The 12041-nt window shown below is 68.8% G+C and carries 9 protein-coding genes; 5 read left to right on the top strand and 4 right to left on the bottom strand.

The features are described from left to right. Positions 1-224: 224 nt before the first annotated feature. Positions 225-674, top strand: a complete 450-nt coding sequence (locus Aple_RS42375) for a toll/interleukin-1 receptor domain-containing protein (protein WP_155350425.1) — start codon at positions 225-227, stop codon at positions 672-674. Then, the gene (locus Aple_RS42370; protein ID WP_155350424.1) at positions 671-2104 is read left to right on the top strand and encodes a TIR domain-containing protein; all 1434 of its coding nucleotides are present in this window, start codon (positions 671-673) and stop codon (positions 2102-2104) included. Before Aple_RS42375 ends, Aple_RS42370 begins: the two co-directional genes overlap by 4 nt. A gap of 161 nt (positions 2105-2265) precedes the next feature. Here the strand turns inward: Aple_RS42370 and Aple_RS42365 are convergent, their stop codons facing one another. Then, positions 2266-2583 carry a hypothetical protein gene (locus Aple_RS42365; protein WP_155350423.1) on the bottom strand — a complete coding sequence of 106 codons (318 nt, stop codon included), beginning with the start codon at positions 2581-2583 and terminating at the stop codon, positions 2266-2268. 37 nt (positions 2584-2620) lie between these two features. On the opposite strand from Aple_RS42365, the gene Aple_RS42360 reads away from it, so the two are divergent. Continuing rightward, positions 2621-2821: a hypothetical protein gene (locus Aple_RS42360; protein WP_155350422.1), complete on the top strand. Its 201-nt coding sequence runs from the start codon at positions 2621-2623 to the stop codon at positions 2819-2821. Positions 2822-2931: 110 nt separating this feature from the next. On the opposite strand, the gene Aple_RS42355 is transcribed toward Aple_RS42360, so the two are convergent. Then, a complete protein-coding gene (locus tag Aple_RS42355; RefSeq protein ID WP_155350421.1) occupies positions 2932-3402 on the bottom strand; it encodes a hypothetical protein in 471 nt (156 codons plus the stop codon). A 105-nt stretch (positions 3403-3507) separates the two neighbouring features. Continuing rightward, the gene (locus Aple_RS42350) at positions 3508-4134 is read right to left on the bottom strand and encodes a TetR/AcrR family transcriptional regulator (protein ID WP_246265168.1); all 627 of its coding nucleotides are present in this window, start codon (positions 4132-4134) and stop codon (positions 3508-3510) included. A gap of 114 nt (positions 4135-4248) precedes the next feature. On the opposite strand from Aple_RS42350, the gene Aple_RS42345 reads away from it, so the two are divergent. Both Aple_RS42345 and Aple_RS42340 read left to right on the top strand, forming a co-directional pair. Continuing rightward, positions 4249-5094, top strand: a complete 846-nt coding sequence (locus Aple_RS42345; protein ID WP_155350420.1) for an SDR family oxidoreductase — start codon at positions 4249-4251, stop codon at positions 5092-5094. Between the two features lie 198 nt (positions 5095-5292). Then, positions 5293-6564, top strand: a complete 1272-nt coding sequence (locus Aple_RS42340) for a sensor histidine kinase (protein ID WP_246265166.1) — start codon at positions 5293-5295, stop codon at positions 6562-6564. A gap of 2 nt (positions 6565-6566) precedes the next feature. Here the strand turns inward: Aple_RS42340 and Aple_RS42335 are convergent, their stop codons facing one another. After that, complete coding sequence (locus tag Aple_RS42335; RefSeq protein ID WP_246265164.1) at positions 6567-11948, bottom strand: non-ribosomal peptide synthetase/MFS transporter; 5382 nt, start codon at positions 11946-11948, stop codon at positions 6567-6569. Between the last annotated feature and the right edge of the window lie 93 nt (positions 11949-12041).

Here is a 12041-nt window from a genome sequence, read left to right as displayed (position 1 = left end):
CTCACCTTTTCCTGCCGTGGTCCGGCTCATATGATCTCCGGCGTAAGCGGGTGCGAATGTTGACCACTTCTCACGACTGGCGGCCATGGAATCGCTCCAGGCGCTAGCCTAACGGCATAGATGTGGCGGAACTGGCCATCACGCTGGCGGGAACTTTGGCTGGCATTGTGGCCTCGTACTTTGCCTGGCTGCAGACTCGCCATTGACCTTCTGGAAAGTCACAAATGACCGTTTCCACCGCGCCACACCATGGGCGCGACGCCTTTGACGTGTTCATTTCCTACTGCCATAGGGACGCCGACGAAGTCGAGAAACTGGCCGTCGCACTCGGCAGCCACGGCGTCCGGGTCGCGATGGACACGTTGTTCCTGGGCCCCACCGACGTGCTCGTCCACAAAGTGGACAAGGCTCTGCGGGATTCGATGCACGGCCTGGTCGTTTACAGTCCCGCCTCGCTGACCAGCACGTGGGTGGCCAACGAATACGCCGTCCTGATGCGACGTGCCATCGAGAACGGCACACGATTCGCCCCGGTCCTCACCGGAAACGTGCGGCTTGACGACGTCCCCGAGTTCGCCCGCGCCCGTTACTTCACCGACCTGCGGTCGGTCACCCCACCGGTCTACGACATTCGCGTCAAAGAGCTCGCCAAAGCTCTCCGGAACCCTTCGTGACCGACGCGTTCATCTCACACGCCCCCGACGACATCGAATGGGTCCGCTGGGTCGCTGAGCGCCTCCGCCAGGAGGCCCTGACCGTTTCGTACGAAGAGTCACTGCGTTCCCCGGGCGAGCTCAAGGTCGACGTGATCGAGAACGCGATCCAGAACGCGGCCCACGGCATCCTCGTCTTCAGCAAGGCCGCTCTCCGCGATCGCTGGGTCCGGGAGACATACGCCACCCTGATTCGCCGCTCCGTCGAGAACGGCCAGCGCCTGATCCCCGTAGTGATCGAGGCTGTGACCCTGCCGGACTTCGCGCGCAATCGTTTCTCCATCGACCTGAGCGGTGCCGACGGCCCTGATCGTGACAGCCGCCTGGAAGAACTGATCCGCGCCCTACGCGGGCAGCCACCGATCCCAGCAGCGCCCCCGGATGACGAGACCCGGCCCGACCGGCCGCGCCACCGCCGCCGTGTGATCATCGCCGCAGTCGCGGCGGGAATCGCGGTGGTGGTCGTGGCAGTGACCGTGGCGGTCCTCGGCCCCTTCGACTGGCGGGACCCGGATGTCGTCGACGGGGACCGCGCGAAGCCGTCGAACGCGACGCAGCCGGCCGTCGTGGGCGACGTCCGCAAGGCCGACCCCTGCTCGATGCTCGACGCGAAGGTACTCGCCCGCTTCGGCGACACCAGGATTGACACGAACTACGGAGAGTTCGATAGGTGTGACGTCCTGGTGAGCAAGAAGGACAGCGGCCACGCGGTCGCCCACGTCAACCTCAACTTCGTCAGCAAGCTCATAGGGCCGGGTTCCGTGAGGCGAACGCAGGAGGGCCACGTGGCCGTCGGCGAGCCGCAGAGCCGTGCGAAAGAATGCGCCCAAAACCTCCTGCTCGCCGACGGTAACCAGGTCTTGATCCGGGCGAAGCAGCTCGAGTCCCCGGCGCCCGACCCGTGCGCGCTCGCCCAGGTCGCCACCGACCACGCGGTGACGGTGCTCAACCGCGGTCCGGTGCCGGAGCGGCCGGTGCCTTTCCCCGCGAATTCGCTGGCCAATATCGACGCCTGCGCGCTGCTGGACGACGCCGCGCTCAGCGTGATTCCCGGCATCAGCGCGCATGACCCGGAGCGCGACTTCGCCAACTGGGGATGCGAGTGGAGGAGCACCACGGCCAACGCCGGGGTCGACCTCGAGTTCAGCCAGGACGACGACCTGACGGACAACGGGCAGCCGACACGCCTCGGCGGCAGGCGTAGCTATGTGGCGCCGGAGGACCGCACCTGCGTCGTACATATGGAGCACCGCAGTTACACGGACGCCGTCGGCGAGCCCACCATCGAGGTGGTCATGGTGACCGTGGACGGACCCCAGCCGAACAAAGCGCTATGCGACACCGCCGAGGCGCTCGCGACCGCGGTCGCGAAGAAACTGCCGAAGCCATGAGCTCACCGAGCACGAGAGAGCCCCGCTTTCCGGGGTTCTCGGTGTGAAATACGGTCCGCTACGCGGACCGACGCCTGGGCCGAGAGGTTTCCCTCGCCGGAAGGGAGCCCAGAGCGCGGGCGCGGCGGGCCTGAGCCGATCCGTGCGAGTCCAGGTCGCTTCTAGGCGACTGCCGCCACCACGCGCAGGACGGCCGGTACCGGGGTCATCCCCTCGTGCGTACCGCGGAGAAGCAGCACGCACTCGAACTGCGGGCACGGCGTGGTGATGCACTGCTTGGGCGACGGCACGCATAGGTGCCCGGGCGGGCACACGCCTGGGCATTTGGCCGCCGGGTCCGGCGGGCAGGGGTCTTGCGTATGCGAGCGGACCGCGTCGGCGGCCGCCCACGATGGCATGGCCGACAATCCGGCCCCGAGCATGGCGATCACGATGAGCTTGCGGATCATGTCTCCCCCGAAGACATCCGATGGAACCACTGACACAATCATGATCGCAGGCGGGCGTCAGGGAGCCGTGGAAGCATTCTCCGGGCGCGGCGTGGAGCTCACGGGGCGAAGGGCGCCCGCCGGAAAGCGACGCCCCTCGCTTGTTCAGATCCTGGCCATTGTGGCGATGGATCGCAAGGTCGCCGCGCAGCCGATGTTGTCGTTCATGATCCCCTCGCGAGCGTGGATCCGTGCGCAGCGTCTCGAAACAGCGGCGGGTATTGGCTAGGGCGTGGCGGCACAGTTCCTCCCAGCCCTTGACCGCGTCGCTGGTGCCGAACCGGATATCCCATTGATCATCCGGAGACGGGACGGTAACCCGGTCTCCCCTCTAGGGGCTCATGCGGAGACCTCTACGGGTCCGAAATCTCCCTTTGTGGCTTTGCGCGCCTTGGCGTACTGCGATGGATCGGCCTTGATCCGGGCGGTTGCCCGCCAGCCTGCGATGACCTCCTGCGTGGTGGCATCGACTTCCAGTTCCGCGGCGTCAGAGAGCGCCTCGACCAGTTCGAGGGTGAAGGAACGCAGCTCATCAGGGGTGAGGTGGCGTACCCACGGAAAGACTTCGGGCATGGCGATGACGAGCGCACGGGCGGTCGGATCGTGTTTGATCAAGGCGAGGAACAGGCGGGACGCCGTGGCCAGGGTCTGGTCCCGCTGATCTTCACGGTCGGCGGCCGTCAGGTAGAAGTCCGGGGCATCGCGGTGAGTGACCCGCACTCTGCCCACGCTGGCGGCACGTTCGGCAACCGCTCGGGGGTTCCTTGACAGGTCTGAGAACGTCACAGCGTCGGCATGGCTAGCGCTCATGCCACCATCGTAAGTCAGAATACATTCTGACTGACGGTAACCCGCAAGCTTGGCCCCGCGAATCAGCGACTGGTCGGGCCAGCCCTCGACGACGACTTCCCGCCATCACTGCCTAAGGTCGTCGGGATCTCCTGACGGCTGGCCGAGTGAGTCGATCCAGCGTTCCAAGCGGTCGCCTTCGCGGGTCATGAGCTCGGGGTCGCGGAAGGTGTTGGTGAGCAGCGAGATTCCCTGGTAGGCGGCGATCAGGGCGACCGCGAGGTCGCGGGAGTCGCTTCGGCCCATCGAGCGGAACTGTTGCTCGCTCCAGTCGATCAGGCCCTGCATGACCTTGGCCGCGGTGCGGTCGAGACCGTCGGCGCGTTTGTCGAGTTCGGAGCAGAGGGTGCCGGTGGGGCAGCCGAACCGGGCGGCGAGGTCGCGTTGCCGCACCCAGCCGCCGATGAGCGTTTTCAGCCGGTCCTGCGGAGTGGGGAGCTCGTCGAGTGAAGCGATCATTGCTTGGAGGCCCTGCGCGTGCGCGCCGATGGCCGCCTCGATGAGGTCGTCCTTGGTCTTGAAGTAGTAGTAGATGTTGCCTACGGGGACGTCGGCCGCCCGTGCGATGTCGGCGAGCGTTGTCTTCTCAACGCCCTGCTCATGCAGCATTTTCACGGCGGCGGCGGTCAGGCGCTCCTGCTTGCCCCGCTTCGTGACTACCGGAGCCCGATCGCTCTTCTTCAAGTCGGTCACCTAACTAACTATAGACAGCCGAGGTTCGGCTGCTATGTTGCTACTAAGTTAGTCAACTAACTGAGCCGGGGGAAGACCCCTGGCATGAGTGATCGCAATCCATGGGAGAAGTTCATGATCGTAGTGACGGGAGCCACCGGCAACGTTGGCCGACCGCTCGTGCGGGCACTCGCGGCAGCCGGTGAGCAGGTGACGGCGGTGTCCCGAGGGGTCTCGGGCGGGGCAGTGCCGGAGGGTGTCCGGCACCGGCAGGCAGACCTGGCCGCCACGGAGAGCCTTCGGCCCGTTTTCGACGGCGCTGACGCGGTCTTCCTCCACGATGGCGGTGCCGGTGCGCACCTGCTGAGCCCGCAGGGCATCCTCGATGCCGCGAAAGCCGGCGGGGTTCGACGGGTCGTCCTGCTGTCCTCCCAGGGAGTCGCGACTCGACCGCAGTCGTCCTCCCATGGGGCCGGGGGACGGTCCATTGAGGACGCCATCCGGCAGTCGGGCATGGACTGGACGATCCTGCGTCCTGGTGGCTTCGCCTCCAACACCTTCGCGTGGGCCGAGACGATCCGCGCGCAGCGCACGGCCGCCGCACCGTTCGGCGATACCGGGCTGCCGTTGATCGACCCGGCCGACATCGGCGAGGTCGCCGCCGCGGCCCTGCGCGAGGACGGTCACGCCGGGCAGGTCTACGAATTGACCGGGCCCGCCCTCATCACGCCCCGGCAACGAGCCGAGGAGATCGGCGAGGCCATCGGAGAGTCGATCCGGTTCATCGAGCAGACCCGCGACGAGGCCCGCGCGCAGATGCTGCGGTTCATGCCCGAACCCGTGGTCGAGACCACCCTCGCCATCATCGGCGAGCCCACCCCCGCCGAGCAGCGGATCAGCCCCGACGTCGAGCGAGTCCTCGGCCGCACGCCTTGCACGTTCGCCGAATGGGCGGTCCGCAACATTGCCGCCTTCAGATGACCAACCCGAGGTGACGTTCCGCCGCTTCCGCGCTCCGTTCGGGGCGGGACTTGGGCGTCGCTTGAGGTTGTCGCGGACAGCTGTTGAGGGGCTCGTCAGTAACCTCGGGGGATGTCCCTCCCCTGGTCGCGGATCCGGTCTATACGCGGGCGTCTGACACTTGGCGCGATAGCGGTTGCGGCGATCACTCTCATCCCCGTGGGAGTGGCGACCGACGTGATCACCCGGCAATGGGTCGCCACGAACATCTGGGAGGACGCGAAGGAGGTGGCCTCGCAGGTGGCGACGCGGATCCGCAATGGGGAGGTGGTCATCAACCCGATCCCGCCGCAGGACGGGGTGGACATGATCCAGGTGGTCGCGCCCGGCGGGCGCATCCTGGCGACCAGTAACGCCGCCCGGGATCTGCCCGCGTTGAGCCCGGTCTGGCCGGGGCCCTACGACCGGATCAGGGAGCTGATATCCTGCCCGCTGCCGGACGGGCGGTGCGTGCACGTGACCGCGGTCCGGGCCACTCCGGCGCCGAACTCCCCGGTCGTGTACGCGGGAAAGCAGACCCCGCTCATCGTCCGCAGCCGCATCCTGGCCACGGTGATCGCGGTCCAGCTGGTCCTGTTCATCGTGTTCATCGGCTGGGTGGCCTGGCGGATCGCGGGGCGGGCGCTGCGGCCGGTGGAGGACATCCGGGCCGAGCTGGCCGAGCTCACCGAGAACGATCTGAGCCGCCGGGTGCCGGAGCCGGAGAGCGAGGACGAGATCGCCAGGCTGGCCAGGACCGCGAACCGGGCGCTGGACCGGATGGAGCAGGCCGTGGTGAAGCAGCGGCAGTTCGCCGCCGACGCCTCGCATGAGCTGCGCACGCCGATCGCGGGGATCCGGGCGCAGCTGGAGAGCGGGCGGCTGCATCCGGACGACATGGCGGACGCGATCGAGGCGGCGCTGCGGGACACCGACCGGCTCGAGGCGATCGTCACCGACCTGCTCTTCCTGGCCAGGATCGGCGCGATCCAGACGACGACGCGAGAGGCGGTGGATCTGGCCAACCTGGTCGCCTCCCATGTCGCGGTCCGGCCCGCGCGGGTGGTGGCCAAGCTGAACCTGGAGCCGGGCGTCCGGGTCGAGGCCGTGGTGTCGCAGCTGGCGCGCGCGATCAACGAGCTGCTGAGCAACGCCGACCGGCACGCGGCCACGGAGGTGAGCGTGGACGTGCGGCGCGTCGGCGATCAGGCGGAGCTGACCGTCTGGAACGACGGCGAGCCGATCTCGGCCGCCGACCAGGTGCGGATCTTCGAACGGTTCACCCGGCTGGACACGGCCCGCAGCCGGGACAAGGGCGGCACCGGGCTCGGCCTGGCCATCTCTCGCGAGGTCGTGGAGGCGCACGGCGGAACGCTCAACGTCGAGTCAGAACCCACCGGCGTGCGCTTCGTCATCCGGCTACCGTTCCCCGGCGCCCGGCGTGCCCGATAACGTCACACGGTTTGGCGTTCGGTGGCTTCCGCGCGGCGGCGTTCGACGGTCTGGAGGCCGAGGAGGTCGTCGGGGGGCGCGTCCGGGACGTCCGCGTCGAAGCGGGCCAGCCGCCGCACGCGCAGCGCGATGACCGCGATCAGCGCGATGGCCAGCGCGAACACCACGTACATGAAGCCGATGCCGCGGCCCTCGCCGACGCCGATCACCGCGCCGACGGTTCCGGCGAGCGGGCCGCCTTCGGCCAGGAGCGGCTCGAACAGAGCGCTTCCGTAGGGGGCGACGAGGCCGAACGCGAACGGCAGGGTGGACCAGGCGATGAGCGTGTTGAGCGCGATGACCCGGCCGTGGAACCGCATCGGGACCTTGACCTGGATGATCGTGGCGTAGATCCCGTTGACCAGGGTGAGCGCGAGCGACATGCCGAACGCCCCGGCCGCGATCACGAGCAGGTCCTGCCGTACGCCGGTGACCAGGCAGAACACGGCCAGCACCAGGGTGGCCAGGAGCACGCCGCGCAGGCGGTGGCGGCGCGGGCCGCCCCAGACGGTCATGGCCAGGCCGCCGAGCAGGACCCCCGCGCCTCCCGCGAAGGACACCCTGCCCACGTCGGTGAGCGTGGCGAAGGCCAGTACGAGCGGGCTGAGCAGCAGGAACAGCGGGGACAGGAACACGTTGAGACCGGCGAAGAAGAGCAGCATGGCGCGGAAGTTGCGGTTGCCCCAGGTGTAGCGGAAACCTTCGGCCATCTCGGTGAGCAGGGGTTCGCGGCGGCGGAAGCCCATCGTCTTCGGGAACCGGATCAGCAGCACCGAGGTGAACGCGAACGCGTAGCTGACCACGTCCAGGATCAGGATGCCCTCCAGGCCGATCGCGGCCATCAGGCCGACGGCGATCAGCGGGACGATCAGCTGGGCGGTGCCGGTGACCATCTGCACGATGCCGTTGGCGTGGCCGAGGTATCGCTTGGGCACGAGCTGCGGGATCGCCGCGCCGTACGCGAGTCGCTGGAAGGTGAGGGCCACCGAGAGCAGCGCGAGCAGCGGGTAGACGTGCCAGGTCTGCAGGTTGCCGGTCCAGAGCAGCAGGCCGAGGGCGAGCTGGGTGCCGCCCGCGCCCGCGTCTCCGGCGAGCATGACGCGGCGGCGGTCATACCGGTCGGCGATCACTCCGGCGAGGGGGGCGACCAGCATGCCGGGGACGAGGGCGATGACGGAGAACAGGGCGAAGCTGACCAGGGAGCCGGTGGTGACGTAGATCCAGAGCGGGATGGCGAACTCGGTGAGCGCGGACCCGACGATGGAGACGAGCTGGCCGGCGGCGACCGCGCCGAAGCGTTTCAGGCTGGGGCGGGTGGCGGGCGCGGGCACGTCGCCCGGCGTGGATGTTCCGTGCAGCCACCAGGAGCGGTCTGGCGAGCGTTCTATCCGTTCGGTACGGCCTGCGGCGATCGCGTCCTGCGTGCCCGTGACGATCTCAGCCAGTTCCGCCGCGCGGTGCTTGAGGAAGAAGTGGCCCGCCTCGTCCAGGACGACCAGGGCGGCGGCGTCCGTGAGGTGGTGCCATTCGCGGTAGCGCTCCTGGTAGAACTCGGTGGCCGGGTCGCGTTCGCCGACGACCGAGATGATGGGGGCGGTGAGACGGTCCGCCGTGGTCTCGCTGGCGTACAGCCGGGTGAAGTACGTCTCCGCTTCGCGGGTGCCCTCGCGGCGGTTGCGGATGATGGCCTTGAGCTGGTCGTCGTCGAGTTCCTCGATGTCGAGTCCGGCGGCGATCAGGGCGTTGGCCCAGACGCGGTCGCTGCGCAGGCGTTCGCCCAGGTCGCGGAGCGGGGTGGCCATCGAGGAGGGGCGGGCGAAGGGGAAGATGCCGCCGACGTGGACGGCGTCGACGGTTCTGCCCTCGGCTTCGAGGCGGCGGGCGATCTCGACGACGAGCATGACGCCGAGGCCGCAGTGGCCGTACAGGGAGAGCGGGCCCTGGACGGTGGTGAGGATCTCCTGGACGCAGGCGTCGGCGATCTCGGCGATCGGCCGGGTCTCCTCGTCCAGACCCCATTCCTGCCCGGGTACGGCTACCGAGTGCAGGGACCATTCGGGGGGCATCGCGTCGGCCAGCGGCTGGTAGATGGCCGCGCTGCCGCCGCCGTAGGGGACGCAGACGAGGGTGCGGGTGGCCGGGCGGGCGGGGGTGAGCCGGTGCAGGAAGCGGCGCGGGCCGTCGTCGTCGGCGCGGGAGGCGAGCGCGCGTACGGTCCGGTGGCGGAAGATGTCCATGATGGTGACCGGGCGGTCGGTGACCTTCCGGAGCCGGGCGACGACCTGGGCGGCGAGCAGGGAGTGCCCGCCGAGCGCGAAGAAGTCGTCTTCCGCGCCGACCCGGTCGAGTTCGAGGACTTTCGCCCAGACGTCGGCGATGGCCTGTTCGAGCGGGGTGGCCGGGGGGACGTAGACCTCCTCGGCGGATCGTTCGTCGGAGGGCTCGGGCAGGCGGTCCCGGTCGACCTTGCCGTGGGACTTCAGGGGGAGCTCGTCGAGCCAGACGTAGCGGGCGGGGATCATGTAGTCGGGGAGGCGCTCGGCCAGGTAGCCGCGTAACGACGGTTGTTCCCCGGTGGACTTTCCGACGAGGTAGGCGGCGAGGCGGTCGCGGCGGAAGTCCACGACGGCCTGGGCGACGGCGTCGTGGCGGGTGAGGACGGATTCGATCTCGGGGAGTTCGACGCGGTAGCCGCGTACCTTGACCTGGAGGTCGCGGCGGCCGAGGAATTGCAGTTCGCCGGAGGGTAGCCAGCGGCCGAGGTCGCCGGTGCGGTACATGCGGGAGCCAGGTTCGCCGTACGGGTCGGGGATGAACTTCTCGGCGGTGAGCGCCGGGCGGCCGAGGTAGCCGCGGGCCAGGCGGTCGCCGCCGAGGTGGATCTCGCCGACCACGCCGATGGGGGTGGGTTCGCCGCGTTCGTCCAGGATGTACGCGCGAGTGCCCGGGAGTGGCCGTCCGATCGGGAGCAGGCCGGTGGCGGTGCCGACGTCGTGGGTGGTGACGCCGACGGTGGCTTCGGTGGGGCCGTAGTGGTTGACGACGCGAAGGCCCGGGCGGACGAGGGAGGCAGCCCAGTCGGCCTGGGAGGCTTCGCCGCCGAGGATGAGGAGTTTGCGCGGGAGGACGTCGGCCTCCTGGAGCAGGGACGCCAGGTGGCTTGGGGTGATCTTCAGGTAGTCGGTCCGGCGCAGGGTCTCCGCCAGTTCGGTGGCGGGCAGGCGGGGGTTGAGCAGGTGGAGGGTGCCACCGGTCATCAGCGACAGGTAGAAGATCGTGATGCCGAAGTCGAAGGAGAGGGATTGCAGGAGGGCGTAACTCCCCCCGGGCTCGACGGCCAGGCGCTCGCGCACTCCCGCGAGGTATTCGAGGACCTGGCGGTGCTGGACGGCGACCCCTTTGGGACGGCCGGTCGTGCCGGAGGTGTAGATCACATACGCGAGGTCGCCGGGGCCCGCAGAACCCGAACCATCGGCGTCCCGCGGAATCTGACCTGGGTCGCCGACCGTCGTGACGTCCGGGGACGTCGAGCCCGAAATGACGGCGTCCGGGGGGATTGAGTGATCGACGGGGAGCTGCGCGGTGGTGATCGCGATCCGGATTCCCGCGTCCTCGATCATGTACGCGAGGCGGCTGGCGGGCTGAGCCGGGTCGAGGGGCACGTAGGCCGCACCCGCTTTGAGCACAGCGAGCACGGCGACGGCCACCTCAACGGACTGTTCCAGACATATCCCGATCCGGGTGTCGGCACCCGCGCCGAGCTCGCACAATCGTCCAGCGAGCGCGTCGGAACGCTCGGCCAATTCCGCATATGTCAGGGAATGGTCGCCGCACGTTACCGCGACCCGCGCCGGCGGCCCCGACACGACCTCATGAAGAAGGGCGGCGATCGCCGGTTGCCCGCTGGGGATCGCAGAAGCCGACGCGGAGTCGGCAATGGAGCCGGAGGCCAGGCCAGACACGGAGGCCGAGGTGGCGAACCTCAGGACCTGGGCGCGTTCCTCCGAATCCAGTAGGGCCAGTTCGGACAGCCGCCGATTCGGATCGGCCACGATCTCCCGCAGCAGATTCGTGAAATGTCGGGACATCCGCGCGATGGTCGCCTGGTCGAACAGATCCGTGTTGTAGGCGAACTGACCCACATACCCATCGCCGGTCTCGTACAGGTACAGCGACAGGTCGAACCGGCTGATCCCGGGCTCCACCGGAAACGCGCTCAACCGCAGCCCATGCTGGTCCAGCCCGGTCCTGAAGTTCTGCAGCGCCAGCGTCACCTGCGCGATCGGCGACCTGCTGACATCCCGCTCGACGTTGAGCTCGCTCACGAGCCGGTCGAAGGGCAGATCCTGATGGGCGTACGCGTCCAGGGCGAGCGACCGGGTCCGCGCCAGGAACTCGCTGAACGGCGGATCCCCGGACAGATCGGCCCGCATCGCCAGCGTGTTGACGAACATGCCGACGACCCGATCCAGCTCGGGCAGGCTGCGACCGGCCACCGGCGTGGCGACGGCGAAGTCGCTCTGCCCCGAATACCGGCCGAGCAGCACCTGATAGGCGGCCAGAAGGATCATGTAGGGGGTCGCCCCGCCGACGGCCAGCGACCCGAGCGGCACCTCTACCGGGAAGTCGAACACCGCTCCCGCGTGGCCCATCTCGGCTGGTCTGGGCCGGTCCGTGGGCAGTTCCAGAACCGGGACGCCTTCGAGCCGGTCCCGCCAGTACGCGGTTTCCCTGCCGAGGTCACGGTCACGCTGCCAGTGGGCGTAGTCGCCGTACTGAACCGGGGGCGGCGCGGGCGTCTCGCCCCGGCACAGCGCCAGGAGCTCCGAAAGGATCACGTCGAAGGAGATGCCGTCGGTCACCAGGTGGTGGGCCGCGAGGAGGAGGACGTGGTCGCGGGGCGCCAGCCGTACCAGCAGGGCTCGCAGGAGCGGGCCCGTGGCGAGGTCGAAGGTCCGGGCGAGTTCGGTTTCGATCAGGAGGCGGGCTTCGGCCGGTGAACCGGCGTCGGCCTGCCGGAATTCGGCGCGCGCGCCGGGGTCGACGGTCACGACCGGGATGCCGTCCTCGGTCGCCGTGAAGCGGGTGCGCAGCGCCTCGTGGCGCTGGACGATCTCGCCGAGCGCCGCCTCGACTCCGTCGAGTTCGCCTTCGATCCTGACGGTCAGCGGAACGGTGTAGGTGGTGGTGCCCGGCCGGTACTGCTCCAGGAACCAGAGCCGCTCCTGGGCCGGCGAGAGCACAAGTCCGGCCGAGGGGTCGCGCGGCGGAATGGCGCGGGTCTCCTCGCGGCGGCGTAGCCGCTGGGCGAGCAGGGCCCTCTTGTCGGCCGACAGTGTGCTCACGACATCCTCCGACTGACAGAGATCTGTAAAGATACTTACCGGAAAGAGTCTTTACAGTTTGCGGATGATCGACAGTGTGACACGGTCCATAAA

Source organism: Acrocarpospora pleiomorpha (genome assembly GCF_009687885.1).
GTDB lineage: Bacteria > Actinomycetota > Actinomycetes > Streptosporangiales > Streptosporangiaceae > Acrocarpospora > Acrocarpospora pleiomorpha.
This window is presented reverse-complemented; position numbering and strand designations above follow the sequence as displayed.

Bases quoted from the DNA above. Each gene is read 5' to 3' on its own strand.
- Aple_RS42375 (WP_155350425.1), top strand. From the start codon at position 225: ATGACCGTTTCCACCGCGCCACACCATGGGCGCGACGCCTTTGACGTG.
- Aple_RS42355 (WP_155350421.1), bottom strand. From the start codon at position 3,402: ATGAGCGCTAGCCATGCCGACGCTGTGACGTTCTCAGACCTGTCAAGG.
- Aple_RS42345 (WP_155350420.1), top strand. From the start codon at position 4,249: ATGATCGTAGTGACGGGAGCCACCGGCAACGTTGGCCGACCGCTCGTG.